This window comes from Tamlana sp. 2_MG-2023 (genome assembly GCF_030548465.1).
Taxonomy (GTDB): Bacteria; Bacteroidota; Bacteroidia; order Flavobacteriales; family Flavobacteriaceae; genus Pseudotamlana.
The window spans coordinates 221,567-245,956 of the sequence record NZ_JAUOSF010000002.1 but is presented as its reverse complement, the minus strand read 5'-3'; the positions used below and the strand labels follow the sequence as shown (position 1 = coordinate 245,956).

At 33.5% G+C, this 24,390-nt stretch carries 25 protein-coding genes; 10 read left to right on the top strand and 15 right to left on the bottom strand.

Annotated elements, in window-relative coordinates; all coding sequences use genetic code 11:
* Positions 1-7: 7 nt before the first annotated feature.
* Positions 8-1,030, bottom strand: coding sequence for a low specificity L-threonine aldolase (locus Q4566_RS04145; RefSeq protein ID WP_303418594.1), 1,023 nt, complete (start codon positions 1,028-1,030; stop codon positions 8-10).
* Positions 1,031-1,103: 73 nt separating this feature from the next.
* A complete protein-coding gene (locus tag Q4566_RS04140) occupies positions 1,104-2,138 on the bottom strand; it encodes a glycosyltransferase (RefSeq protein ID WP_303418593.1) in 1,035 nt (344 codons plus the stop codon).
* Positions 2,139-2,272: 134 nt separating this feature from the next.
* Here Q4566_RS04140 and prfB point away from each other — a divergent pair.
* The 4 genes from prfB to Q4566_RS04120 all read left to right on the top strand — a co-directional run bounded on the left by prfB (position 2,273) and on the right by Q4566_RS04120 (position 6,963).
* Positions 2,273-3,383, top strand: a protein-coding gene (prfB, locus tag Q4566_RS04135) for a peptide chain release factor 2 (protein WP_303418590.1) whose coding sequence is annotated in 2 segments (ribosomal slippage) — positions 2,273-2,335 and positions 2,337-3,383 — 1,110 coding nt in all. Because the reading frame shifts where the segments join, the coding sequence is not laid out codon by codon here.
* Entirely contained in the window at positions 3,380-4,000 is a 621-nt protein-coding gene (locus Q4566_RS04130) for an HAD family phosphatase (protein WP_303418587.1), read from the top strand. The genes prfB and Q4566_RS04130 overlap by 4 nt, the downstream gene beginning before the upstream one ends.
* Positions 3,997-4,338, top strand: a complete 342-nt coding sequence (arsC, locus tag Q4566_RS04125; protein ID WP_303418585.1) for an arsenate reductase (glutaredoxin) — start codon at positions 3,997-3,999, stop codon at positions 4,336-4,338. The genes Q4566_RS04130 and arsC overlap by 4 nt, the downstream gene beginning before the upstream one ends.
* A gap of 87 nt (positions 4,339-4,425) precedes the next feature.
* Complete coding sequence (locus tag Q4566_RS04120) at positions 4,426-6,963, top strand: outer membrane beta-barrel protein (RefSeq protein ID WP_303418582.1); 2,538 nt, start codon at positions 4,426-4,428, stop codon at positions 6,961-6,963.
* A gap of 73 nt (positions 6,964-7,036) precedes the next feature.
* On the opposite strand, the gene Q4566_RS04115 is transcribed toward Q4566_RS04120, so the two are convergent.
* Positions 7,037-7,210, bottom strand: coding sequence for a hypothetical protein (locus Q4566_RS04115; protein WP_303418579.1), 174 nt, complete (start codon positions 7,208-7,210; stop codon positions 7,037-7,039).
* 94 nt (positions 7,211-7,304) lie between these two features.
* Entirely contained in the window at positions 7,305-7,946 is a 642-nt protein-coding gene (locus Q4566_RS04110) for a peroxiredoxin (RefSeq protein ID WP_303418577.1), read from the bottom strand.
* Between the two features lie 200 nt (positions 7,947-8,146).
* Between Q4566_RS04110 and fumC the strand changes: the two genes are divergently transcribed.
* Positions 8,147-9,544 (top strand): class II fumarate hydratase, encoded by a 1,398-nt coding sequence (gene fumC, locus Q4566_RS04105; RefSeq protein ID WP_303418574.1) that lies wholly within the window; start codon positions 8,147-8,149, stop codon positions 9,542-9,544.
* A gap of 226 nt (positions 9,545-9,770) precedes the next feature.
* Here the strand turns inward: fumC and Q4566_RS04100 are convergent, their stop codons facing one another.
* Together Q4566_RS04100 and Q4566_RS04095 are read right to left on the bottom strand one after the other, a co-directional pair.
* The gene (locus Q4566_RS04100; protein WP_303418573.1) at positions 9,771-10,352 is read right to left on the bottom strand and encodes a Crp/Fnr family transcriptional regulator; all 582 of its coding nucleotides are present in this window, start codon (positions 10,350-10,352) and stop codon (positions 9,771-9,773) included.
* Between the two features lie 196 nt (positions 10,353-10,548).
* On the bottom strand, positions 10,549-11,433 hold the full coding sequence (locus tag Q4566_RS04095) for a chromosome partitioning protein ParA (protein WP_303418571.1): 885 nt from the start codon (positions 11,431-11,433) through the stop codon (positions 10,549-10,551).
* 107 nt (positions 11,434-11,540) lie between these two features.
* Between Q4566_RS04095 and Q4566_RS04090 the strand changes: the two genes are divergently transcribed.
* Entirely contained in the window at positions 11,541-12,560 is a 1,020-nt protein-coding gene (locus tag Q4566_RS04090; protein WP_303418568.1) for a formimidoylglutamase, read from the top strand.
* Positions 12,561-12,571: 11 nt separating this feature from the next.
* Here Q4566_RS04090 and Q4566_RS04085 read toward each other — a convergent pair whose 3' ends face one another.
* The gene (locus Q4566_RS04085) at positions 12,572-13,126 is read right to left on the bottom strand and encodes a GNAT family N-acetyltransferase (RefSeq protein WP_303418566.1); all 555 of its coding nucleotides are present in this window, start codon (positions 13,124-13,126) and stop codon (positions 12,572-12,574) included.
* A gap of 21 nt (positions 13,127-13,147) precedes the next feature.
* Positions 13,148-13,732, bottom strand: a complete 585-nt coding sequence (locus tag Q4566_RS04080; RefSeq protein WP_303418563.1) for an NUDIX domain-containing protein — start codon at positions 13,730-13,732, stop codon at positions 13,148-13,150.
* Positions 13,733-13,940: 208 nt separating this feature from the next.
* Between Q4566_RS04080 and Q4566_RS04075 the strand changes: the two genes are divergently transcribed.
* Positions 13,941-14,216, top strand: a complete 276-nt coding sequence (locus Q4566_RS04075; RefSeq protein ID WP_303418561.1) for a hypothetical protein — start codon at positions 13,941-13,943, stop codon at positions 14,214-14,216.
* 179 nt (positions 14,217-14,395) lie between these two features.
* Here the strand turns inward: Q4566_RS04075 and ettA are convergent, their stop codons facing one another.
* Positions 14,396-16,087, bottom strand: coding sequence for an energy-dependent translational throttle protein EttA (ettA, locus tag Q4566_RS04070; RefSeq protein WP_303418558.1), 1,692 nt, complete (start codon positions 16,085-16,087; stop codon positions 14,396-14,398).
* Positions 16,088-16,122: 35 nt separating this feature from the next.
* On the bottom strand, positions 16,123-16,305 hold the full coding sequence (locus tag Q4566_RS04065; RefSeq protein WP_067148219.1) for a CAL67264 family membrane protein: 183 nt from the start codon (positions 16,303-16,305) through the stop codon (positions 16,123-16,125).
* 534 nt (positions 16,306-16,839) lie between these two features.
* On the opposite strand from Q4566_RS04065, the gene Q4566_RS04060 reads away from it, so the two are divergent.
* Complete coding sequence (locus Q4566_RS04060) at positions 16,840-18,015, top strand: MFS transporter (protein WP_303418550.1); 1,176 nt, start codon at positions 16,840-16,842, stop codon at positions 18,013-18,015.
* A 36-nt stretch (positions 18,016-18,051) separates the two neighbouring features.
* Here Q4566_RS04060 and Q4566_RS04055 read toward each other — a convergent pair whose 3' ends face one another.
* The 4 genes from Q4566_RS04055 to Q4566_RS04040 all read right to left on the bottom strand — a co-directional run bounded on the left by Q4566_RS04055 (position 18,052) and on the right by Q4566_RS04040 (position 20,887).
* Positions 18,052-19,044: a DUF4421 family protein gene (locus tag Q4566_RS04055; RefSeq protein ID WP_303418547.1), complete on the bottom strand. Its 993-nt coding sequence runs from the start codon at positions 19,042-19,044 to the stop codon at positions 18,052-18,054.
* Between the two features lie 114 nt (positions 19,045-19,158).
* The gene (locus Q4566_RS04050) at positions 19,159-19,881 is read right to left on the bottom strand and encodes a pirin family protein (protein WP_303418543.1); all 723 of its coding nucleotides are present in this window, start codon (positions 19,879-19,881) and stop codon (positions 19,159-19,161) included.
* A gap of 34 nt (positions 19,882-19,915) precedes the next feature.
* The gene (locus Q4566_RS04045) at positions 19,916-20,353 is read right to left on the bottom strand and encodes a MarR family winged helix-turn-helix transcriptional regulator (protein ID WP_303418540.1); all 438 of its coding nucleotides are present in this window, start codon (positions 20,351-20,353) and stop codon (positions 19,916-19,918) included.
* A gap of 3 nt (positions 20,354-20,356) precedes the next feature.
* Positions 20,357-20,887 (bottom strand): NADPH-dependent FMN reductase, encoded by a 531-nt coding sequence (locus Q4566_RS04040; protein WP_303418537.1) that lies wholly within the window; start codon positions 20,885-20,887, stop codon positions 20,357-20,359.
* A gap of 200 nt (positions 20,888-21,087) precedes the next feature.
* Between Q4566_RS04040 and Q4566_RS04035 the strand changes: the two genes are divergently transcribed.
* On the top strand, positions 21,088-22,716 hold the full coding sequence (locus tag Q4566_RS04035) for an acyl-CoA carboxylase subunit beta (protein ID WP_303418534.1): 1,629 nt from the start codon (positions 21,088-21,090) through the stop codon (positions 22,714-22,716).
* Between the two features lie 57 nt (positions 22,717-22,773).
* Positions 22,774-23,196 carry a DoxX family protein gene (locus Q4566_RS04030; RefSeq protein ID WP_303418532.1) on the top strand — a complete coding sequence of 141 codons (423 nt, stop codon included), beginning with the start codon at positions 22,774-22,776 and terminating at the stop codon, positions 23,194-23,196.
* Between the two features lie 5 nt (positions 23,197-23,201).
* Here the strand turns inward: Q4566_RS04030 and Q4566_RS04025 are convergent, their stop codons facing one another.
* Positions 23,202-24,203, bottom strand: coding sequence for an alpha/beta fold hydrolase (locus Q4566_RS04025; RefSeq protein WP_303418529.1), 1,002 nt, complete (start codon positions 24,201-24,203; stop codon positions 23,202-23,204).
* Positions 24,204-24,390: the final 187 nt, after the last annotated feature.

The window sequence follows — 24,390 nt, the reverse complement described above, 5'->3', positions numbered from 1 at the left end:
CAGTCTCTTAAAAACTGTTAGATTTCAAAATTTCTAAAAACTTATTATGCATGGTATCACTATAATTTAAATGTGTTACCATGCGTAATTTTTTATTACCCATTCCTATTATAAAAATATTTTGTTCTGCTAATTTTTGAACAAATGCTTTATCGTCTGCGTCATCATGTAGTTCAAAAATCACAATATTCGTTTCAACGGCTTCAACACTCTTTACTTTAGATAATTGTGTAAGCGCCTCACCTATTTCTTTAGCTTTTTTATGATCTTCTTTTAGTCTTTCAATGTTATAATCCAAAGCGTAATTTCCAGCAGCGGCTAAATAGCCAGCTTGCCTCATGTTACCACCAAATATTTTACGAATACGCAAAGCATCTTTCATAATTTCGGCATTTCCCACCAAAACAGATCCTATTGGACAGCCTAAACCTTTGCTTAAACACACCGAAATCGTATCGAAAACTTTACCATACTGCAAGAGCGAATCGTTTGTTTCAACAATGGCATTCCATAATCGTGCGCCATCTAAATGAAAACCTAATCCATTTTCAGCACAAACTTGTCTTATTTTTAAAATTTCATTAAAATCCCAACAAGCCCCTCCTCCTTTGTTTGTGGTGTTTTCAACTTCAACTAAGCTGGTTTTACTATAATAATAATCTTCTGGATTAATAGCTTCTAAAACTTGCTCGGCGGTAAACATTCCCCTATTTCCATCTATCAACTTACACGACACACCACTATTAAAGGATGCTCCTCCCGATTCATAATTATAAATGTGTGCATATTTATCACAAATAACCTGTTCTCCTGGGTTGGTATGCAGTTTAATAGCTGTTTGATTTGCCATCGTACCACTAGGAAAGAACAACGCAGATTCTTTACCAAATAAACCGGCTATTTTTTCCTCCAAAAGATTAACAGTAGGATCTTCTCTAAACACATCGTCACCAACAGAAGCCTGCATCATGGCTTCTAACATTTCTTTTGTAGGTTTTGTTACCGTATCGCTTCTTAAGTCTATTATCACAATAATTTAAAATAAAAATTTCAACAAATATTGCTAAACTTTTGATAGTTTATTCCACTTTTAACATTTTAATCTAAATCGGCAGTTTAACCAAACTCTTCTTATACGCTTTTCGCAATGGAAACAATAAAGGATAAAATAAATACCTTCGGTTGTATAAAAAGACGGCCGATTTAAACTTTAAACTATAATTGGTTCCTTCCGTCAAACCTTTCATTGGATAAATATTTATTCGCTTTAAGCTTGATAATAAAGTATCTATTTCCTTTACTTTCATATCAGATTTGATAATTAACGCAAACATTAAAAATATCATATGGCTTGTCATAGACTTTAAGGTTATTGCGGCCTTTTGGTATAAAATCTCTGGATTACTTTTGGTTTTTTCAATTAACACATTTAACTTTCCAATTACACTACAATATTCTGTAGCTAATTTTCTAGTATGTTCATGATTTGGGTTACGTTGCATAGATTGTGGAGACTGTAAATAGCGTTGTATATCTATATCTAAATACACCACTCGCTTTGCCTTAAGTAAAGAACTATAAGTAAATAAAATATCCATTACATACACACCATCTCCAAAATCTAACTTATTTTCAAGCATAAAACGTCTACTAATCAAATACCAACCAGTTCCTTGAAGAACATTGTTATGTGTAGCAAAATGTTCAACTCCTGTAGTAACATTATATGAGGTTGGAAATGTTTTATCGGAAGTAAACAGTTTTTTTTCTTCCGTTGTTAAAATATCAAAACCAATTATATCTAAATCCTTTTCTATTGCAATATGTAATATTTTACCTAGCGCATCATAAATTAGGTAGTCATCGGCATCAATATTATATATAAAATCCCCTTTTGCTAGTTTATGTAACCGTTTTCTAGTTGGTACTACTCCTGCATTCTTTTGTGTATGTAACACTATGTTTTTATGTGTTTTCATATACTCCTTTACAATTGCAGTGCAATCATCTGTCGAACCATCGTCCATTATTACGATTTCATAATCAGACGCATCTAAATCCTGATGCAACAAACTTTCTAAAGTATTACCTATAAACTCCATTGCATTATACATAGGAATCAAAATACTTAACTTCATAAATATTAATTTTTCGAAAAAAGTAATTAAAAAAAGAATATCAGTATTAATTAATTCGATAAACTACTCAAATAACACCTGTTTTACTTTCAACTAAAAGTATAAATCCTATTTTTGTTCAAAAGTAAATTTACATGATAACATCCGATCAAATAAAAGATCTTAATACCCGCCTCGACAAACTTAGGCACTATCTTTGACATAGATGCCAAACTTATAGAAATACAAAACGAGGAAGAACAAACCTTCGATCCAAACTTCTGGAACGACCCAAAAGCCGCTGAAGTCATTATGAAAACCCTTCGCGTCAAGAAAAAATGGGTTGAAGATTATAATACCGCTAAATCTCTTATAGAAGAACTTGATTTACTTTATGAGTTTCATAAAGAAGGTGAATACACCGCTGAAGAAGTTCAGGAACACTACGATAAAACAGCCGTTCTTTTAGAAGATATTGAATTCAAAAACATGCTTTCAGAAGAAGGTGATAGTTTAAGTGCTGTGCTTCAAATTACCGCTGGAGCTGGTGGTACAGAAAGTTGTGATTGGGCCAGTATGCTCATGCGCATGTATTTAATGTATGCTGAAAAAAGTGGTTTTAAAATAAAGGAGCTTAACTTTCAAGAAGGCGATGTTGCTGGTATAAAAACAGTTACATTAGAACTTGAAGGCGATTTTGCTTTTGGCTGGCTTAAAGGTGAAAATGGCGTACACCGCTTGGTTCGTATTTCTCCATTTGATAGTAACGCTAAGCGTCATACAAGTTTTGCTTCCGTTTATGTTTATCCGCTTGTTGATGACACTATTGAAATAGAGATCAACCCTGCTGATATTGAAATTACTACGGCACGTTCTAGTGGAGCTGGTGGGCAAAATGTAAATAAAGTAGAAACCAAAGTACAACTTTTACACAAACCTACGGGCATTCAAATACAATGTTCTGAAACACGTTCTCAGCACGATAATAGATCGAGAGCTATGCAGATGTTAAAGTCACAATTGTATGAAATTGAGCTTCAAAAACAGCTAGCACAACGTGAAGATATTGAAGCTGGTAAAATGAAAATTGAATGGGGAAGTCAAATTAGAAACTATGTCATGCATCCTTATAAATTAGTTAAAGATGTTCGAACCGGTCATGAAACAGGGAATGTAGATGCTGTAATGGATGGGAATATTCAAGAGTTTCTAAAATCTTATCTTATGACTATGGGACAAAAAGTTGAAGATGATAATCAATTATGAGTAAAATAGACACTATTATATTCGACCTTGGAGGCGTGCTTATCGACTGGAATCCAGAATATGTTTTCTTAGACCTTTTCAATGGAGATCAAGAAAAAACACGTTGGTTTTTAGATAATATTTGCACAAGCGATTGGAATGAAAACCAAGATGCAGGCTATCCCTTAGATCAAGCCACAGAAGATCGTGTAGTACTTTTTCCTGAATACGAAAAAGAAATTCGTTTGTTTTATGGCCATTGGGAAAAGATGCTAGGTGGTGCGATCCAGGGTACAGTTGACATTCTTAAAAAACTCATAGATTCTAAGAAGTATAGAGTGGTTGCTTTAACCAATTGGAGCGCTGAAACCTTCCCTATTGCTCAAGAAAAATTTGAATTTTTAAAATGGTTTGAAGCTATTTTGGTTTCAGGAGAAGAAAATACTCGAAAACCTTTTAAGGAAATTTACGAGCTTACCTTAAACCGATTCAACATTAAAGCTGAAAACGCCATTTTTATTGATGACAATTTAAGAAACATTGAAGCCGCTAATAAATTAGATATACACGGAATTCATTTTACGTCCTCCGAAAAACTTTTAACACAACTAGAAAACTATAATATTATACTCGAATGATTAAAATATATCACAATAACCGATGCAGCAAATCTCGTTGCGGATTACAAATTCTTGAAGATTCAGGAAAAGATTTTGAAGTTGTTAAATATTTAGAAAATATACCTACTGAAGAAGAGTTAAAAAACATTATCAAGCTCTTAGACATTAAACCTATTCAATTGGTTAGAAAAAATGAAGCCATTTGGAAAAGTGAATTCAAAAATAAAGATTTGAGTGATGCTCAAATAATCACAGCCATGGCTGAAAACCCTAAGTTAATTGAGCGTCCGATAGTCATTAATGGCGATAAGGCTGTTATAGGTAGACCACCTGAAAACATTAGCAAAATCATCTAATCTCAGGTCGTTTTATTAACATAACATTAACCATCCTTCTTTAAACCATGGTATAAATTTGTGGTCTTACTAAACAAACCACGATTAATGCATAAATTTATACCATTACTTTTTACATTTTTACTTTTTTCAAATTTTAGCTATTCTCAAAAATCTATTAAAGGGAAAGAGTTAACCATCACAGGAATAGTTATCGATGAAGAAACCAAGCAACCTCTGGAATATGCTACGGTTTCGTTTTTTAGCACTGCTGAAAATAAAATCGTTGAAGGCGGCATCACCAATGAAAATGGTGAATTCAGTATTCCTATTTCTAAGGGTATTTACGACGTTTCTATTGAATATATTTCATACACAACAATTACTCTAACAAATAAAGAATTATCTACCGATTTAGATTTAGGATCTATTAGCTTAGCTATCAACATGGAGGCTTTAGATGCGGTTGAAGTTATTGCCGAAACGACCACAGTTCAAATTAAATTAGACAAAAAAATATATAATATTGGTAAAGATTTAACCGCTGCAGGCGGAACCGTTAGCGATGCCTTAAACAACGTCCCTTCTGTTTCTGTTGATGTTGAAGGCGCTATCAGTTTAAGAGGAAATGAAAACGTTAGAATTTTAATTAACGGTAAACCTTCAACAATGGCTGGTTTTGGAGATTCTAATATACTTGCCCAATTACCAGCTGAAGCTATTGAACGTGTTGAGGTTATTACCTCTCCTTCTGCTAGATATGATGCTGAAGGAACCGCTGGAATTCTAAATATTATTCTAAGACAAAAGGAAACCCTTGGTTTTAATGGCTCGGTAACACTTTCTGGGGGAAATCCTGATTACGCAGGAATATCTAGTAATTTGAACTATAGAACTGAAAAATTCAACCTATTCTCAAACTTAGGATTTCGCTATTATGATGCACCTAGAAACAGTAATAGTAACACACATTATTTTGATAAAATTGAGAACGGACAAACAGTTGCACCAGAATTTGAGGACATTAGTGAAGATCAAAAAGTTACACGTTTAAATCGTAATTACAACGCGAGTTTGGGTATGGAATATTTCCTTACCGATAAAACTACAGTTACCGGAAGTGTTTTTTATAGAAACGGTGAAGATAACGATGAGTCTCTAAACTATAGTGAAAGATATAATTCGAATATTCTCGAAGAGGAAACGCTTAGAAAAGAAAAAGAAAGTGAAGCGGGTAATAATTTACAATTTGCATTAAACTATGTCACTAAATTCAATGATGAAGGGCATGAATTGACAGCCGATTTTCAATTTGAAAATAAAGATGAAGAACAATTTTCTGATATTAATGAAAATTATATAGTCACAAATCAAACGAACCCTGAACCTTTTCAAGAAGAAAAAATTAACCAAACTGAAAAAGAAAAAGAATATTTAATTCAAGCTGATTATGTATTACCCATTGGTGAAGACTCTAGGTTTGAAGCTGGTTTTAGAGGAAACTTCCAAAATGAAATCACAGATTATACGCTAAGACAAGAAGATCTTAGTACAGGTGATTTTTTTATAAATGATACCATTTCTAACATTTTTGATTACTCCGAAAATATTGCTGCAGTTTATACCCAGTATGGTACAAAATTTGGCGATTTTTCATTTCTTTTAGGACTTCGACTAGAAAATACGCAATTAAAAGGTGTTATTGATTCTCACTTAACAGATCAAGAATTGGAAGATGCTTTTGGTTTTCCTATAGATCTAGATTTTAACAATAATTATCTTGGTCTATTCCCTACCGTAAACCTTATTTATAACCTGGCTAAAAAAGATGATAATAAAGAAGAAAGCATCACATTTGGTTATAATAGAAGAATAAACAGGCCGAGAGGATATTACATCAACCCTTTCCCGTCACGATCTAGTAGAACGAATGTGTTTCAGGGGAACCCAAATCTTGCACCAGCTTTTTCCAGTGCTTTCGATATTGGTTACTTAAAACGATGGGATAACTTGACTCTAACAACTTCGATATATTATCAACATGAAACCGGATCTTTTGAACGTGTACAAGAAGAAACTGGACAACAAACGTCTGACGGAATTGATATCATTAGAACTATTCCTATTAATTTATCATCTAATGATAGAACAGGTGCCGAAGTAGGTGTACTCTATAACCCCTATAAATGGCTTAGGTTAAACACTAGCTTTAATTACTTTCAGTTTAAAAAAGATGGTGAGTTTAATGGCGTTGATTATGGCAACAGTGACAATAGTTGGTTTGCTAGATTTAGCAGTAAAGTTACATTACCAGGGGAAATAGATTGGCAAACAAATATGAATTATAGAGGTCCGAATTCAAATGCACAAAGCACAACAGAAGGTGTTTTCTCTATGGATTTGGCATTTAGTAAGGAGATTGGTGATCATGTTACAGCGTCCCTAAACGTTCGTGACGTTTTTAACTCAAGAAAATATATCTCACTAACAGAAACTGATTTTTTTGAAAGTGAGAGCGAATTGCAATGGAGGCAACGTCAAGTCAATCTTTCTATCATTTATAGGTTCAACCAGAAAAAACAAAGTCACGAAAAAAGAAGAAATAACATGGATCATGGTGGTGGCGATGATGATTTCGAAGGTTAATTCCAGAAAAACCAACGCATAAAAAAAGAGCTTAATTTAAAATTAAGCTCTTTTTTTATATCAAATTATGTTATTAAGCGTTGCGCTTAGCTTTCTTTTCCTCTTTCATTTCTTTAAATTTTTCAATTAAAGACCCTCCAATCCAGTAAGGTACTACAAAAGTTAATAAAAAAATCAGTAACCAAAAACCTAAAGTTAAAATGGTTAGAAATGCTAAAAAGCCTAAATATTGATCAAAATCAAACATAATGTAAAGTGTCGGTTATAAAATCTGTCGCAAATATAATGTAAAGACCTTTGTTATACAAAATCAATATAAAATTTATTAACAGAGTTTTCAACTAATTTAAGTTGGGTTGCGGTGTTGTTCTCAGGTAAGGCTTAATTTCTTCAAACCCTTTAGGGAATATACTCGGTATATCTGCCGTAGCAACAGAAGGAACAATAACACAATCTTCACCATTTCTCCAATTCGCTGGAGTTGCTACTTTGTGATAAGCCGTTAATTGCAGGGAATCTATAACTCGTAAAAGTTCTTCGAAATTTCTTCCTGTAGATGCCGGATATGTAATCATCAATTTTACTTTTTTATCGGCACCGATAACAAATACTGAACGTACTGTAAGATTACTATCTGCGTTAGGATGAATCATATCATATAATTCTGAAACCTTTCGATCTTCATCAGCTATAATTGGAAAATTAACTGTTGTTTCCTGTGTTTCATTAATATCTTTAATCCAACCATGATGTGAACCTACACCATCTACGCTTAATGCAACCACTTTCACATTCCTTTTATCAAATGCAGCTTTGTATTTAGCTACGGTACCCAATTCCGTTGTACAAACAGGTGTATAATCAGCTGGGTGCGAAAATAAGACACCCCATCTATCCCCTAGCCATTCATGAAAATTAATAGTGCCTTCTGTAGATTCAGCCGTAAAATTTGGAGCTTCATCTCCTAATCTAATTGTTGCCATAATATTATCTATTTAGTTTATTTTAATTCACTCGAACCACCTAAGTGACTCATGTAAGCTAAGTTACTTATTTTATATTTTTTAATGGGTTCAAAATCGTTATATAAATGTTAAAAAAGTAATCCAAAATTTACATGAATACTGTTCTTAAAAACTGGTAAAAACCGTAACTTTACAACACAGAATTTAATACTTTCAAAATGAGTTATAGAATAGAAAAAGACACTATGGGCGAGGTACGAGTACCTGCCGATAAACTTTGGGGTGCACAAACAGAACGCTCTAGAAACAACTTTAAAATTGGGCCTGCGGCTTCTATGCCCTTAGAGGTTGTATACGGGTTTGCTTACTTGAAAAAAGCAGCTGCTCACACAAACTGCAAATTAGGTGTTATGGATGCTGAGAAGCGTGATTTAATTTCTCAAGTATGTGATGAAATTTTAGAAGGTAAGCATGATGATCAGTTTCCATTGGTGATTTGGCAAACAGGTTCTGGTACTCAAAGTAACATGAACTTAAACGAAGTGATTGCTAATAGAGCGCATCAATTAGCAGGAAAAGTTATTGGTGAAGGCGAAAAAACAATTCAGCCTAATGATGATGTTAATAAATCACAATCATCAAACGACACCTTTCCTACAGGTATGCACATCGCTGCTTACAAGAAAATCGTAGAAACAACGATTCCTGGAGTAAAACAGTTAAGAAACACTTTAAACGATAAATCTAAAGCGTTTAGTAATGTTGTTAAAATTGGCAGAACCCATTTAATGGATGCGACACCTATTACCCTAGGTCAGGAAATTTCTGGATATGTGGCACAGTTAGACCATGGTCTACGTGCTTTAGAAAACACATTACCACATTTAAGTGAATTAGCTTTAGGTGGAACAGCTGTAGGAACAGGATTAAATACGCCTGCAGGTTATAGTGAAATGGTTGCTGATTTTATTGCTGACTTTACAGGTTTACCATTTATAACAGCTCCGAATAAATTTGAAGCTTTAGCCGCTCACGACGCCCTTGTTGAAACACATGGAGCATTAAAACAACTAGCGGTTTCTTTAAATAAAATTGCTAACGATATTAGAATGATGGCCTCTGGCCCACGTTCAGGAATTGGAGAAATCATTATTCCTGCTAACGAACCAGGGAGTTCTATTATGCCAGGAAAAGTAAATCCTACACAATGTGAAGCCATGACAATGGTTTGCGCACAAGTTATGGGCAACGATGTTGCTGTGTCTGTTGGTGGATTGCAAGGTCATTATGAATTAAACGTGTTTAAACCTGTTATGGCAGCTAACGTATTACAGTCAGCACAATTGATTGGAGATGTTTGTGTTAGTTTTGAAGAAAACTGTGCCGTAGGTATTGAACCAAATCAAGAGGTTATTAATACTTTATTGAACAATTCTTTAATGCTTGTAACAGCTTTAAATCCTAAAATTGGTTATTATAAGGCTGCTGAAATTGCTAATACAGCTCATGCTAATGGAACAACGCTGAAAGAAGAAGCGGTTAGATTAGGATACGTTTCTGCAGAAGATTATGATGCCTGGGTAAAACCAGAAGATATGGTTGGAAGTTTGAAATAATAATTTCAGAATTTATAAATAAAAAAGCAGGTAATTAAAATTACCTGCTTTTTTTATGGTTGGTTAATTAGTTAGTTGGTATTCCATCAAAAGTTTTCCTTTTAATGAACTATTCAAATATAGAATTAACAAGTTAACTTTGTGTTAACATTTGTTAATAATGTTAAGAAAACCTTAAATTTTAACATTTCCCTACGCACACCTACATAACAAAGTAGTTAAAAACCTACTTTTTAATGTTTTTTAACTTTTTTCGGATTCTACTTAATTGCACGGGTGTGATGCTTAAATAAGTTGCGATCTGATACTGCGGTATTAGCCTTTCCAAATCAGGCATTTCTTTACATAATTTTAAATAGCGCTCAGTGGCATCCAGTGAAATCAATTCCAATTGGCGCTCTTCATACTTTATAAAAATATGTTCTAAGACCCTGTTATATAATATACTCACATTAATATCATTTTTACACAGCGTCATAAAATCTATAAAATTTAATTCATACACTTTACTGTCTGTTAAAGTTTCATAAACTAATTTAGACGGTGTTTTTTGAATTAAACCTGTAAAAGCCCCCACAAAACTAAATGGTGTAAAAAAGCTTTTAGTGTACTCCTTCCCTTCTTCAGAACTTAAATAAGCACGCATCATTCCTGAAACGAGCATGTAAATTTTTGTAGGCACCTCTCCCGTTTTAGAGACTTGAGTTCCCGCTTTAAGCTCCTTTAAAGTAGATATACTCAATAACTGTTTATAAGTCTTTTCAGAGACATCTAAAAAAGTGTTTAAAAAAACAAAATTGGAATCCATAATGTAATCAGTTGAAAATTATTTATATGGTATTGGGAGGGAGATCATACCAAAATAATAAAGTGTAAATTTCATCTAAATATATACAAAATATCACAATTAGTAACATTTAGCAATCTAAGACATAAATAAAAAAAGACAAAAAAAAACCTCAAACTAACATTTGAGGTTTTGGCTTTAAGTGTATTGCGTAATACTATTTTAATGTAAACTCTGAAGTTGAAACTAAATCTTTTTGATTAAAAACATTAACAATGTAACGTCCTTTTTCAAAATCAGCATCGCCTTTTAAAGCTACGAATTCACAAATATTTAAATTTGCATTTTCATAATTGAATTTACTAATAATACTATAGTTTAAAATTTTATCTTCAAATTCTACTTGTTCGTTAAGACCTAAAGTATTATTTTTTGGATCAATAACTTGAACATATAATTCTTGATCTCCTGCTTGAACTAAAGCGTTTTTAGCTACTGTAAAGCAAACACGAATTTTATCTGCTCTTCTAGCACGTTCAGTAGGGATAACTTTACCGGAAGTTCTTTCAATAACTCCAGATCCTTTTAAATCTAAAGTATTTAATATTGAAGCATTTTCTACAACTTCAGCTAGCGCATTGTTTTGAACTAATAAAGAATCAGTAAACACGGTACGCTCCTCTAAACGAACTCGCGTACTATCTAATGAAGTCGCTAAGTATGAATTTTCAATTCTTAAAGAATCATTCTGAGCCAGGATAGCGTCCATTTCTTTCTGTAATGAAACATACTTTTGCTTATATCTCCATAAACTTTTTACGTTCGTTTCAGAAATTTTTAAAGAATCTATTAAACCTTGAATACGTCCTCTGGCTTCAATTAAATTGTTGTTAGTAATTTCGCTTTCGTTAATCGCATCATCATACTGCTTAGCCATAGCGTTTAAATCATTCATTACTAATTGCTTTTGTTCTACCAACTCTTTTTTGTCGTCGTTAGACTGCTTATAAAGGTTCATAGTATAAAATGCTGTTCCTAAAAATAAAACAATTGCTATACCTAAAGCAATTTTTAATCCAGAACTTGTTTTGTTATTTTCCATAATTTTGTTGTTTTAATTTCGATAAAGTTAAACGTAATTTTTAATATTTGGTTTATTAAGGTTATAAAATAATTAACATGTATTTTTAATACATAAACTCTAATTTCATGGATAAACTAGTTTTATTTAACAATGCTACACGTAACAACTTATTAAACAAACGCTTGGGAGAATCCAAGTTTGGCCAACACGTAAAAATGCTGTCCAACATCAATAATATATACGAGCAACTTTTAAATCTGGATGTCGAATTTGTAATCATAGGACTGCCTGAAGACGTAGGTGTTTTTGCAAATCATGGAAATACTGGAACTTCAAAAACTTGGGAAACGACTTTAAAAACACTATTAAACATTCAGAGTAACGATTTTACGCATGCAGATCAAGTTTTAATTCTAGGACACTTAGATTTTTCTTCAGAACTTAAAACCTTAGAAAAACTCAACTCCTCTAAAAAGAAAGATATTCTAAAAGCAAGGAACCTCGTTGACAAAATAGATAGTTACGTCTCACATGTTATTTATCAAATTATTTTGGCTGGTAAGAAACCGATTGTTATTGGCGGCGGACACAATAATGCTTACGGAAACATAAAAGGTGCTAGTTTAGCTTTAGGTCACACTATGAATGTTATTAATTTTGATGCCCATTCCGATTTTAGAACTGAAGAAGGGCGTCATAGCGGAAATGGATTTAGCTACGCTTTCGCGGAAGGTTTTCTCGATCATTACTTTGTTTTTGGTTTACATGAAAATTATACCTCAGATGGTATTTTTAAAATATTGGAAACTTCAAAACAAACGAAATACAACACATTTGAAGCTTTAGAGGTAAGAAATGAGTTAAAGTTTAAAAAAGAACTTAACCGTGCTAGCGAATTTATTTGCGAAGCCCCTTTTGGAATTGAAATTGACTGTGATGCTATTGAAGGTATCCAAAGTAGCGCCATGACCCCTAGCGGATTTAGTGTTAAACAAACTAGACAATTTTTAAACCACTTTTCGAAACAAAAAAAAGTGACCTATTTACATTTATGTGAAGCCCTCCCAACAAAAAAGAAAGCCAATCAAGTTGGAAAACTCCTTACTTATTTAATAACAGATTTTATTAAGGCTGTAAAAGCCTAATTTTTAACACTTTATATATAGTCGGTTTTGGAAATTTCATAACAAATGCATTTTTGAAATTCGGGGTATTCCTTTAAGTTTGGGTGATTAAAAACGGTTAATTTCTTCATGCCTAACTTTTTCATAACCAACTCCGATTTAAAATTCTGGACCGTACAAGTGGCTATGATCTTATTTAGTTTCAAAGTTTCAAAAGCAAACTCAAGACATTTTTTTGCGCCTTCAGTGGCATAACCTTGTCTCCATGCACTCTGTTTTAATCGCCACCCAATGTCTGTTGCTGGTGTGAAATCGCTTTCATAATTCTGATGAGCCAATCCTATGAAGCCTATAAACTCTCCTGTTTCTAAAATTTCAGTGGCAAAATAATTATAACCGTTTTTTATATAATGATTTTGAAGTCGTTCAATGAAATCAGCAGTTTCTTTACTAGTTAAAGTTTTTGGAAAATATGCCATAACCTCTGGATCTGCATTTAATTTTGAAAACGCTTCCAAATCACTTTTATCCCAATTACGAAAACCAAGTCTCACAGATTTAAAAATATATTTATTATTGGATTTCAATGCTCTCCAAGGTTTTATTTACTACTCTAATAACTTATGAATCTGCGCATATTGTAAAAGTACAATTGTTCTGGTATCATTAATTTCTCCACTGTTCAACATGTTCACGGCATCAGTAAAAAGCATTTCTAACACTTCAATATCTTCATGTTCATCTTCTACTCCACCACCTTCACTTACTTTCATATCATCGGTATATTCACCAATAAAAAAGTGCATTTTTTCGGTCATAACTCCAGGAGAAGAATAGGCCTCAAAAACTTTTTTAACTTCTTTTAAACGGTAACCAACTTCTTCTTCAGTTTCTCTTATTACACACTTTTCAGGATTGTCTTTATCTAACATACCTGCACAAATTTCAACCAACAACCCATCTTTATTATCATTCAAATAAGTTGGCATTCTAAATTGCTTGGTTAAAATCACCGTTTTCTTGATTTTATTATACAAAAGAATACCTGCGCCATCACCACGATCGTAAACCTCTCGCATTTGAGTGACCCACTCACCATTCGACATTAAATAATCAAAACTAAATTTTTTGAGTATGTAATAATTGTCTGAAAGTAATGTACTTTTTATGTTACTTATATTCTTGTTTGCCACTTATGTCAATTTTTATATGTTGATTAACTCCTCTCAAATACAATTCTTAAAAAAGCATCTATATTTTTCATGATAATTATATTAAAACTATAAAAATTAAAAAACTGATATCTCATTCTCTTAGTCTTAAAACTACGTTAACTACTAAGCTTTGACTTAATAAATTACTCTATATTTGACGTGATAATCATCCTAATTTGCATATTTGATGCTACTTATTCAACTATCTACCAAAACCGTATCACTTTTCTTTGCTAAACAGTTAGATATCATAAATATATTAATTATTATATTTATTTTCTTTGGAATATTATTATTTATAGGCCTTCGGAAATCCTTTCAGCTTAAAAAAGAAAACGAACGTTTAGAAGCCTTAAATGATAAGATGAATAAAGAAAATGAGGATGATGATAAAAAACCATATCAAGATTTTACTGAAGGCCATATCTACGGTGATAGCAATTCTTCTTCTCATATAAAATAACCGTAATAAATAGCCTTTTTTGCTTTCTAGTTCAACATAAAAGGAAATCGTACCATGGGCTATACAATATTTTTCTGCTTCCTATAAACCAGAAAATCATCATTTTCTTTTGCAGTAATTTTAAACAAGAAGTTGTATCAATAAAAAACGCCCACTTTTCAGTGAGCGTTTTAAATATGTTATCTTACTAACTTTCTATATTTTATACGTTTTGGCATTAAATCGCCACCAAGTCTACTTTTCTTATTCTCTTCATACTCAGAGAAAGAACCTTCAAAGAAATAAACTTGAGAATCGCCTTCAAAAGCTAGAATGTGCGTACAAATTCTATCTAAGAACCATCTGTCGTGAGAAATAACTACGGCACATCCAGCAAAATTCTCTAAACCTTCTTCTAAGGCTCTTAGTGTATTTACATCCAAATCATTGGTAGGCTCATCTAAAAGCAACACGTTTCCTTCTTCCTTTAAGGTCATGGCTAAATGTAAACGGTTACGTTCACCACCCGACAACAAACTCACTTTTTTATTTTGTTCACCACCTGAGAAATTAAAACGACTTAAATAGGCTCTAGAATTTACTTCTTTACCACCCATTAAAATAAGTTCTTGCTCGTCGCTAAAATTTTGCCAAATGGTTTTATCTGGATTTATATTGGAATGACTTTGATCTACATAAGCGATTTTAGCTGTTTCTCCAACAGTAAATTCACCTTTATCTGGAGTTTCCTCCCCCATAATCATTCTAAAAATAGTTGTTTTACCAGCACCATTAGGACCAATAATACCAACGATTCCTGCCTGTGGTAAGTTGAAGTTTAAATTATCATATAACAGTTTGTCATCATAACCTTTCGCAACGCCCTTAGCTTCAATTACATTTGTTCCTAAACGTGGTCCGTTAGGAATGTATATTTCAAGTTTTTCATCAAGCTGTTTTTGATCTTGACTCATCAACTTATCATAATTCTTTAAACGAGCCTTCTGTTTGGTTTGACGGCCTTTAGCACCTTGTTTAACCCATTCCAACTCACGCTCTAAAGTTTTCTGACGTTTAGATGCCGATTTACCTTCTTGCGCCATACGTTTAGATTTTTGATCTAACCAAGATGAATAATTCCCTTTCCAAGGGATACCTTCTCCTCTATCTAACTCTAAAATCCAACCGGCCACATTATCTAAAAAGTATCTATCGTGCGTTACAGCGATTACGGTTCCTTTATATTGTGCCAAGTGATGCTCTAACCAATGTACAGATTCTGCATCTAAATGGTTAGTAGGCTCATCCAAAAGTAATACATCTGGTTCCTTTAAAAGTAAACGGCAAAGTGCTACTCGTCGTTTTTCACCACCAGATAATACGCCAATTTTTTTATCGCCATCTGGAGTTCTTAAGGCATCCATGGCGATTTCCAATTTGGTATCTAATTCCCAGGCATTTGCAGCATCAATTTGATCTTGTAGAACAGCTTGACGTGCCATTAATTTCTCCATTTTATCAGCATCAGAATACACTTCCTCCAAACCGAAACTATCATTAATTTTATTGTATTCATCAAGAATAGCAACCGTTTCAGCAGCACCTTCACGAACTACCTCCATTACGGTTTTATCATCATCAAGCTTAGGTTCTTGCTCTAAATACCCAACTGAATAGTCTTGCGAAAAAACCACGTCACCTTGGTAATTCTTATCAACTCCTGCAATAATTTTTAAAAGTGTAGATTTTCCAGAACCATTAAGACCTAAAATCCCAATTTTGGCTCCATAGAAAAAACTTAAATATATATTTTTAAGTACAGGTGTATTAGCACTAGGAAATGTCTTGGTTAACCCAGACATTGAAAAAATTATTTTTTTATCGTCACTCATTATAATTGTAAATTTTACTGAATTATTAAATCAAATTAAACGCGTCCCTTTAACGCATTAAATACCCATGCTACTGCAAAAAAGCCAATTCCTACTGCTGCAAATCCCCAGCCGGCTACATCATTATACCTAAAAGCTCCAAGAGCAATTAAAGCTAGTCCTACAATTATCATAATCCATGTTGCCCATGCTAACACAGTGTTTTTATTCATTGCCATAATATATTTTCTGTTTAAACGCTTAGCTATATTATAAAGTTACAAAACGTTATAGTTCCTGATCCTATCTTTTAAATTAAATTGGATATTCTTTCGTGTCCTTGCGTAAATTTGAAAAACAAATATCGCATTTTTAGTAGTATTTTTTAATAATTTACATGAAGATTATGATATTGAAGTTTAAATAAAGCGAAATTAGTGATGTAAGTGATACGAGTTTAGTAATAAAACTGAGAACACATAGAAACATCACAACTTAATCCTAGTAAAATTAGAAGCTTATTAATTAACTTCTGATTATCCGTAATGTGACATAATTGTTATCGTCAACCTGAACTTATTTCAGGTTCTCATCACAATATATTAATTATCAGCTTTATGAGATCCCGAAATAAATTCGGAATGACGTAAATACAATATTTAGGTTACAAAACGGATATATAAATTAACTTTTATTTAATTACGAAATAAAAAAATCTTTCTATTCTAAACTTTACATTTGCCGCTTGTTTATATTAATGAATTCAATTTATAATGAATAAAGCCTTATTATCATTGGCTATTGGCGGATTTGGTATTGGTTTAACCGAATTTGTGATTATGGGTATCTTACCTGAAGTTGCTACAGCCTTTGATATTAGCATTCCAGTAGCAGGGCATTTTATTTCTGCTTATGCATTAGGCGTTGTTATAGGTGCACCAGTACTTACTGTTATAGCAAGTAAATGGCCTGCTCATAAAGTACTTTTAATATTAATGCTGTGGTTCACACTATTTAATACGCTATCTGCTTTTGCAACGAGCTATGCCTCATTTATAATTTTAAGGTTCTTAGCAGCCTTACCTCATGGTGCTTTTTTTGGTATTGGAGCTGTTGTAGCTGGAAAATTATCACGACAAGGTAAAGAAGCCCAAGGCATTGCCATCATGTTTAGCGGGTTAACTTTTGCCAACCTACTAGGTGTGCCATTAGGGACTTTTCTTGGAAAGCATTTCTCTTGGAACGTTTCCTTTTACATGGTAGGTATCGTTGGAATTTTGACCGTTTTGAGTATCAAATTTTGGATGCCTGCATTAAAGCAATCTTCGGAAGCAAAATTCACCGAAGAATTTCAAATTTTCAAACGCTTGGAACTTTGGCTCATTATATTACTAACCACCATAGGAACTGGTGGATTCTTTGCGTGGTACAGCTATATTGCGCCTTTGATTACTGATGTTGCCGGTCATACACCTGAAATGGTTTCTTTCGCTATGATTTTAGCTGGTTTAGGTATGGTAATTGGTAATTTTATAGGAGCCAAGTTAGCTGAAAAATTCTCACCTATTAACGCCATTATCATCACACTTATTTGCATGGTTTTATGCTTATCGCTAAATACATTTTTAGCTTCAGATAAAGTGCTTGTATTAATTATGACTTTTATAATTGGAACCGTTACCTTTTGTTTATCTACCCCAATTCAAGTGGCAATTATTAATGCTTCAAAAGGTTCTGAAACCTTAGGGTCTTCACTTAATCAAAGTGCGTTTAACATAGGTAATGCCTCTGGAGCTTACTTTGCAGGGATCCCAATAGCTATGGGTTACGGTTATACTTCAGCTGATTGGGTTGGTGCTGCCATGGCAAGTATTGGTGTGTTAATCGCTTTTGCTATTATAGTGCTAAGGAAACGTCGTGGTGTTAAAAATGTAGTTGTTAGTGACTAAAGTATCGCACCTACACTGCTTGTATAGGGATTAAAACTATTGTTTTTTTCTTCGACCTGATAACTTATAGCCTATCGCCAATTTAGCTTTAGTGAGATTGAAATTATAATTATTATCGTAACCTAAATCTGTAGAATAGATACCGCCACCATAGATTAAGCTCAAATAATAACGTTCTACATTATACCCCAAGGCTATAGAATAATCGGCTTTAAAAAGTAAATGGTTTTTTGGCTTATAAGTACCGCCCTGCAAGGTAACATGCTTATACACGCCACCTATTCCAGGCATCAGATTACATGATAGAGTGAGATCATACGGTAATTTAATAACTGTTAAAACACCCCCTAACACCCCTAATGCGGTACTATTATACCGTTTAATATGCGCTTCTTCATTAAAAAGTAATTCGGCACTACTGGGTAAAATATCATCTTCAGCCGAAAAATAATCATAAAACCAAAAAGCCCCGAAACCACCAGTGATATAAAACTTTTTATCCAAATGATCCAAGCCCGCCTTTAATTTAGAAAAGGAAAATTCGATTTCAGGAAGCGTACGTAAAGCATTTACCCCCATGGTAAAAGACCTAATATCATCTCTAAAAACAGGGTCGGCCCCATAATTATTTTTAACATTAAATCCTTTATAGGTTTGAAGATAAAAATTGACATAATTTTTCTTGCCAATTATGGTTGTCCCCTGCATATCGAATCGATGCGTCACATCTTCATTACCTTTAATATTAAAAGCCACATCAATTAAGAGTTTGCTACTAGCAAATCCCACACCCACACCATACCGGTTATTAGGTACATAACGCGACTTAAAATCATCATTACTAACCCGAAATTGTTTCGACTTATAGTTCGTAAACACACGTAAAGAGTAATTATCTATATTATGATCTATAAAAAGTTTATCGACAATTTTAACAAAATTTAAAGTATCTAATTTTTTGAAAATTGGAGCCTGCGCATACCCAACACTTGAAATCAATAAAAATAGAATGATAAGTTTTTTAACCATATAAACTGTGAAACGAACGCAATTAAAGACGATAAAAATACATTAATTATGAACGTCATAATGATTTATCACTGGCTTCTTAATAAAAGTTGTTTTTTATTTGAACCTAGCGGATTAAAATTTCATGGGCACCTCAATTAACAAAAGAGCTGTTTCTTCTATGGCTTCCGCCGAAAACTCACCGACTTCACTCACTCCAATGGCATCACGTGTTTCTAAAACTTCATTTTCAATGCTTGCTTTACCATAAATGACCATAACATATACACCGTGGTTTTCACTTTTTAAGTTATACTGAAAACTTTGACCAGCATCCAAATCAATTCGTGAAATTTTGGCATCCTGATGAATTTTCAATGCCCCTTCCATATGGTCTCCCATAGTTGTTACCAAAGTTTGAAGCTTATTTTTTCTATCCGCTTCTTTAAAAGATTTTTGACCATAACGCGGTTCTACATTTCGCGTGTCAGGAATAACCCATATTTGAAACAAGCCTAAGTGCTCCTCTTGAGACCCGTTAATCTCAGAATGTTGAATTCCGGTTCCGGCAGACATCACTTGCACTTCTCCTGGGTGTATAGATTCCCACGAATTATGCATAGAATCTCTATGTTTTAGCTCGCCTTTTAACGGAATGGTGATTATTTCCATATTGTCATGCGGATGCGTACCAAAACCCATTTTAGGAGCAATAACATCATCATTTAATACGCGTAATGCTCCAAAATTATCTTTATTGGCATCGCGGTAACTTGCAAAACTAAACGAGTGATTGGCCTGTAACCAACCGTGATTTGCAAAACCTCTACTACCTGCTTTATGAACTATTTTTTTCATGTTTTTTCTTTTTAAATTTTAAACTAGATACACTCTATCTAATTTTATCAAGTAAATCACTTAATTGTGTCGCTTCTTCATTGCTTAAATTCGTTAATAAATCTTCATTAAAATCTTTAGCAATATCCTCTAATAACCCAAGTCCGAGTTTGGTGATTTCAATATGAACCACACGTCGATCTCCGGGACAAGGCAGCCTATTAATTAGTTTTTTAGCACATAATTTATCCATGAGTCTTGTAGCATTGGGTGAGCGTTCTAACATACGTTCTTTAATCGTCTGTACGCTTACAGGTTCTCCTGCACCTCTTAAAATTCTTAAAATATTAAACTGCTGAGGGGAGATTCCGAAAGGCTTAAAAAATTCATTTTGAATGCTATTAACCCAATTTGCCGTGTAAATAATATTAATTAAAGCCTTTACTTTCGCATTTGGAAACTTCGATTTTATATCTTTTGAAATATCTCCCATAACTTATAACACATTTTTAAAAGTTTCAATTTTCTTGATTAAATCTGAATTAAAGCCAGCTTCTGATATTTTATTATCTGAGAAATGATCACCAAAAAAAGGCAAAGAAAACACTTCTACTATTTGAGCATTATGGAAAGGAAACCTGCCTCTAGCAATTTCTAAAACCGATTTACCACCCCTTCCTCCTGGAGAAGTTGCCATCAGAAGCATAGGTTTTCCAAAAAACGTTTTGCTTTCAATTCGGCTCATCCAGTCAAACAAATTTTTAAAAGCTGTTGAATAAGCTCCATTATGTTCTGCTAAGGATAAAATAATTCCGTCTGAGTTCTTAATTAAATCCAAAAACTCATGCGCTTTTTCAGGTATTCCCTTTTCAGCTTCTAAGTCAACACCAAAAAGAGGTAATTCAAAATCGTTTAAATCTAGAATATTAACTTCTACACCTTCTAACAAACTTCCTGCATAAACAGCGAGTTGCTTATTGATTGAAGATTTACTGTTACTTCCAGCGAATGCTATTACTTTTTTCATAATCAATTATATATTTATCAAATATAGTTAAAAATAATTTATCTACCAAGGTATATATTACCATGTAAATTATTAGACACGCTAATTATATTTAAAAACAACTGGTATAATTGATAAAATGAGTGAAACGATTACAATTTTACTTTCACACATTAAGTGAGATTAGCTATTTTTGTCCTTAGCATTATAACTATACAAACATGGATCTTAACTTCAATAAAAACGAAGATCACAATAAACTATTACTTTCAGACCTTAAACGACGCTTTGTAAAGCTGAGTTTTGGCGGAGGGAAAAGTCGCATTGAGAAATTACACAGCAAAGGTAAAATGTCGGCAAGAGAACGCATTGATTTTCTGCTTGATGACAAAGCCGAGTCTATTGAAATTGCCGCATTTGCAGGTGAAGACATGTACCAAGAACATGGTGGATGCCCCTCTGGCGGTGTTGTTGTGAAAATTGGATACATCCAAGGGAAGCAATGTGTTGTAGTTGCTAATGATGCCACCGTAAAAGCTGGAGCCTGGTTTCCTATTACTGGTAAAAAAAATCTACGCGCTCAAGAAATAGCTATTGAAAATAGGCTGCCAATTATCTATCTAGTAGACTCTGCCGGAGTTTATTTACCATTACAGGATGAAATTTTTCCAGATAAAGAACATTTCGGACGAATTTTTAGAAACAATGCTACAATGAGTAGTATGGGTATTACTCAAATTGCTGCCGTAATGGGGAGCTGTGTCGCTGGAGGCGCCTACTTGCCTATTATGAGCGATGAATCTATTATTGTAGATAAAACGGGAAGTATTTTTCTTGCTGGAAGTTATTTGGTAAAAGCAGCCATTGGCGAATCTATAGATAATGAAACTTTGGGAGGTGCGACAACGCATTGTGAAATTTCTGGTGTCACTGATTATAAAGCTAAAGACGACCAAGATGCGCTAACAACCATTAAAAATATTGTTGGAAAAATAGGTGATTATGATAAAGCTGGATTTAATCGAATAGAACCTCAAAAACCTGCGGAAAATCCTGAAGAGTTATTTGGAATTATCCCGAAATCTCGAGCCGATCAATACGACATGTATGAAGTTATTAGGCGTTTAGTAGATAACTCTGAGTATGACGAATATAAAGCTGGTTACGGACAAACCATTATCACCTGTTATGCACGAATAGATGGTTGGGCCGTTGGAATTGTTGCTAACCAAAGAAAATTAGTGAAAACTAAAAAAGGAGAAATGCAATTTGGGGGTGTTATTTATAATGATAGCGCAGATAAAGCCACGCGTTTTATAGCCAATTGTAACCAAAAGAAAATTCCGTTGGTATTTTTACAAGATGTTACAGGATTTATGGTAGGTAGTAAAAGTGAACATAGCGGTATCATTAAAGATGGCGCTAAAATGGTTAATGCCGTTAGTAATTCGGTGGTTCCTAAATTCACGATTATCATCGGAAATAGTTATGGTGCAGGCAATTACGCTATGTGCGGAAAAGCCTATGATCCAAGATTGATTGTGTCTTGGCCAAGTGCCGAGCTTGCTGTAATGAGTGGAAATTCTGCAGCAAAAGTTTTACTTCAAATTGAAAAAGCTTCCTTAGAGAAATCTGGAGAAAAAATCACGCCAGAAAAAGAAGCTGAACTATTCAACAAAATTAAAGATCGCTACGATAATCAAGTGTCGCCTTATTATGCGGCGGCACGTATTTGGACTGATGGCATTATCAATCCTTTAGATACCAGAACATGGATTAGCATGGGGGTTGAAGCTGCCAATCACGCCCCTATTGAAAAACCTTTTAACATGGGGGTGCTACAAGTTTAATTTTTAAAACTGCTCTTTTTTTCGTATCTTATATACTGAATATCAACAAATTTAGTCATGGACACGATAAAATCATTAAACAAATGGGCTAACGCACATACCTATCTGCCTCTAGATATGGTTCGTGTTGCTTTAGGTGTATTTCTATTTTTTAAGGGCATAAACTTTATGTCGAATACAGAAATGCTCATGAAACTTTTTGAACCTGTTCAAAACTTTGCTGGTAGTATGCTAGTGCTTCATTATGTAGCTCCTGCACATTTAATTGGAGGCATCTTAATTGCTTTCGGACTCCTAACTCGCTGGGCAATCATGGCGCAACTACCAATACTAATTGGTGCTATCCTTATTAATTTTGCTGGTGAAATGCATATAAATAACCTCCTTTTAGCTATTTCAGCTCTTTTAATATGCGGGTTCTTTTTAGTGTATGGTTCTGGTAAAAATTCTGCTGATTATTATTTGAAGATGCAGCAGTAGAATAATTAATTTTTCAAAAACTTGATTAAGGGTTTTATAAAGCTTTCAAACTTTTCGATATGAGGTAAATGCCCAACATTTTCTATTTCTACCAGTTCTGAATCAGGAATAGCCTTTTGAGTTTTTTTACCTAATTCGTTATATAAGCCCATTGTTTTTCTTACTGCTTCTGTAACCAAGGGTTTGCCTAATGCTGTTCGGTCTCTAGTACCGATAATTAGTAATGTTGGTGCGGTAATATTTTTAAACTCGTAAACCACCGGTTGCGTAAAAATCATATCGTAAGTCAAAGCATTATTCCAAGCTATGGTTTTATAATCTGAATTTAATGTCCAACCAGCAAGTAAATTTACCCACTCGTCATATTCAGGCTTCCAATTATTGTCGTAATAATTAACCAGTTGATATTTCTTTATGCCTTCATAGCTTTTTTTAACCTCATTTTTATACCACCACTCTACTGGTTTATAAGGCACCTTTAATTTCCAATCTTCAAGACCAATTGGGTTTTCTAAAATAAATTTTTCAGTAATGCCAGGATACATTAAGGCAAACCTAGTCGCCAACATCCCGCCCATAGAATGCCCCAAAACTGCTGTTTTATTTACGTTCAAAGTATCTAGTAAAGTCTTGGTGTTTTTAGCTAATTGCTGAAAGGTGTAATGAAAATGTTGAGGTTTAGACGATTTCCCAAAACCTATTTGATCTGGCACGATTACACGAAAACCTTCTTTTGTTAAGGCTTCAATTGTAGTTTCCCAATAGGCCCCATTGAAGTTTTTTCCGTGGAAAAGCACAATGTTTTTACCGTTATAATTATCTGGCTTAACATCCATGTAAGCCATTATCAAATCTTGTTCTTGTATTTTTAGATTGAGCGTTTTAACAGGAAAAGGATATTCGTAATTAGATAATTCAATATCTAACCATTGTAATTTGTCTGCTTGCGCTTTTCCTAATTGAATTGTTAAGATGACAAGTAAAATAGTTATTAAATATTTTTTCATTTTTTTTATTGCTAATGAGTTAAGGCCTTGTTGCTTATTTATAAACACCTAATTTAACAAACCTGTCTGCCGACAGGCATGTACAAAGCTAATAGAATCCCGATAGCCATCGGGACGCGAGGTTTTATGAAAACAGACTCTAATTAGCTATTAATTTGACACGATGAATGCGTGGGTTTTATATTAA

What these genes read in the sequence shown, in the direction of transcription:
- Q4566_RS04140 (WP_303418593.1), bottom strand. Translation starts at nt 2,138, where the DNA reads ATGAAGTTAAGTATTTTGATTCCTATGTATAATGCAATGGAGTTTATA.
- Q4566_RS04130 (WP_303418587.1), top strand. Translation starts at nt 3,380, where the DNA reads ATGAGTAAAATAGACACTATTATATTCGACCTTGGAGGCGTGCTTATC.
- arsC (WP_303418585.1), top strand. Translation starts at nt 3,997, where the DNA reads ATGATTAAAATATATCACAATAACCGATGCAGCAAATCTCGTTGCGGA.
- Q4566_RS04120 (WP_303418582.1), top strand. Translation starts at nt 4,426, where the DNA reads ATGCATAAATTTATACCATTACTTTTTACATTTTTACTTTTTTCAAAT.
- Q4566_RS04115 (WP_303418579.1), bottom strand. Translation starts at nt 7,210, where the DNA reads ATGTTTGATTTTGATCAATATTTAGGCTTTTTAGCATTTCTAACCATT.
- Q4566_RS04110 (WP_303418577.1), bottom strand. Translation starts at nt 7,946, where the DNA reads ATGGCAACAATTAGATTAGGAGATGAAGCTCCAAATTTTACGGCTGAA.
- fumC (WP_303418574.1), top strand. Translation starts at nt 8,147, where the DNA reads ATGAGTTATAGAATAGAAAAAGACACTATGGGCGAGGTACGAGTACCT.
- Q4566_RS04100 (WP_303418573.1), bottom strand. Translation starts at nt 10,352, where the DNA reads ATGGATTCCAATTTTGTTTTTTTAAACACTTTTTTAGATGTCTCTGAA.
- Q4566_RS04095 (WP_303418571.1), bottom strand. Translation starts at nt 11,433, where the DNA reads ATGGAAAATAACAAAACAAGTTCTGGATTAAAAATTGCTTTAGGTATA.
- Q4566_RS04090 (WP_303418568.1), top strand. Translation starts at nt 11,541, where the DNA reads ATGGATAAACTAGTTTTATTTAACAATGCTACACGTAACAACTTATTA.
- Q4566_RS04075 (WP_303418561.1), top strand. Translation starts at nt 13,941, where the DNA reads ATGCTACTTATTCAACTATCTACCAAAACCGTATCACTTTTCTTTGCT.
- ettA (WP_303418558.1), bottom strand. Translation starts at nt 16,087, where the DNA reads ATGAGTGACGATAAAAAAATAATTTTTTCAATGTCTGGGTTAACCAAG.
- Q4566_RS04065 (WP_067148219.1), bottom strand. Translation starts at nt 16,305, where the DNA reads ATGGCAATGAATAAAAACACTGTGTTAGCATGGGCAACATGGATTATG.
- Q4566_RS04060 (WP_303418550.1), top strand. Translation starts at nt 16,840, where the DNA reads ATGAATAAAGCCTTATTATCATTGGCTATTGGCGGATTTGGTATTGGT.
- Q4566_RS04055 (WP_303418547.1), bottom strand. Translation starts at nt 19,044, where the DNA reads ATGGTTAAAAAACTTATCATTCTATTTTTATTGATTTCAAGTGTTGGG.
- Q4566_RS04050 (WP_303418543.1), bottom strand. Translation starts at nt 19,881, where the DNA reads ATGAAAAAAATAGTTCATAAAGCAGGTAGTAGAGGTTTTGCAAATCAC.
- Q4566_RS04045 (WP_303418540.1), bottom strand. Translation starts at nt 20,353, where the DNA reads ATGGGAGATATTTCAAAAGATATAAAATCGAAGTTTCCAAATGCGAAA.
- Q4566_RS04040 (WP_303418537.1), bottom strand. Translation starts at nt 20,887, where the DNA reads ATGAAAAAAGTAATAGCATTCGCTGGAAGTAACAGTAAATCTTCAATC.
- Q4566_RS04035 (WP_303418534.1), top strand. Translation starts at nt 21,088, where the DNA reads ATGGATCTTAACTTCAATAAAAACGAAGATCACAATAAACTATTACTT.
- Q4566_RS04030 (WP_303418532.1), top strand. Translation starts at nt 22,774, where the DNA reads ATGGACACGATAAAATCATTAAACAAATGGGCTAACGCACATACCTAT.
- Q4566_RS04025 (WP_303418529.1), bottom strand. Translation starts at nt 24,203, where the DNA reads ATGAAAAAATATTTAATAACTATTTTACTTGTCATCTTAACAATTCAA.